Source organism: Streptomyces beijiangensis, from assembly GCF_017315755.1.
Classification (GTDB): Bacteria; Actinomycetota; Actinomycetes; order Streptomycetales; family Streptomycetaceae; genus Streptomyces; species Streptomyces beijiangensis.
Genome location: NZ_JAFLRJ010000815.1, coordinates 1 through 902, shown reverse-complemented (window position 1 = coordinate 902; position 902 = coordinate 1). Strand labels below are relative to the sequence as shown.

The window sequence follows — 902 nt, the reverse complement described above, 5'->3', positions numbered from 1 at the left end:
GACGACCTTGACGCCGGGCACACGTTCGGCGCCCTGGGTGCTGCCTCCAGCACCGCAGTAGAAGTCGGTAAGGGTGAGCACGTCTCTCTCCAAGAGATGTGGCGGCCCGCCGCGTAGGCGGCGGGCCGGGCGTTCAGGCGGCGACGAGGCGTCTCGTGCGCTTGGCGTCGTTCTCGCGGGTCCGGCGAATTCGCTCGAAGACCCGCTTCGCGGACCGACAGGCGGAGCAAGGGATCTCGCTGTGGCGGATGTGCTGGAGCCATCCCGTGTCCGTTCCGCAGATCGCCCGGAGTTCGGGCTCCTCCAGTTCCGTCTCACAGGCGCTGGGAGTCGTGGCGATCAGTCGTCCGTTGCTCCACAACCGACCGCCGCACACGCCGTCGAACTTCGACTGCTGGGGCTTCACCAGCTCGATGCACTTCTTCCGGAAGGGGCAGGTCCCGCAGACCCGCAGTTCCGGCCGGTACATCGACGCGAAGAGCACATCGTTCCCGCGGGGGCCGGTGCGGCCGTCATGAACGAAGTCGCTGAGGCCGGCGCAGGGTGCCGTGTCGACCCAGTTGGCGGTCACTGGTCACCCGCCGGGTCGTAGGCGAGGGACACGGTCAGCGGCGTGACGCTGTAGCCGGTGGTCTGATCGGTGCCGTCGAAGGCTGCGACGAGCTCCCACGGGTCGTCGTCCTCGTCGTCGCCGATCCAGTCGAAGGACGGCACGGTGTCGTCGGGGATCTGCCGGGCGGCGAAGTCCTCGCAGTGGGCGCGCGCCTCACGCTCGATGACGTACAGGCCGAGGGGGCGGTCGTCGTGGGCGGCCCGGTAGAGGGTGAACTCGTCCGCGCCGTTGAGGAGCTGCACGAGCGCGGCGGCGAACTCCCGGTCGGTTGCCTCCTTGGCCAGTTCGA

Annotated in this window: 1 protein-coding gene and 1 pseudogene; both read right to left on the bottom strand. The window is 69.1% G+C overall.

Annotated features, from left to right (window positions below; all coding sequences use genetic code 11):
* Positions 1–133: 133 nt before the first annotated feature.
* On the bottom strand, positions 134–571 hold the full coding sequence (locus J0695_RS39255) for a hypothetical protein (RefSeq protein WP_206969633.1): 438 nt from the start codon (positions 569–571) through the stop codon (positions 134–136).
* Positions 568–902: pseudogene (locus J0695_RS39250) on the bottom strand (hypothetical protein); the annotation flags it as partial. The gene J0695_RS39255 and the pseudogene J0695_RS39250, both read right to left, overlap by 4 nt.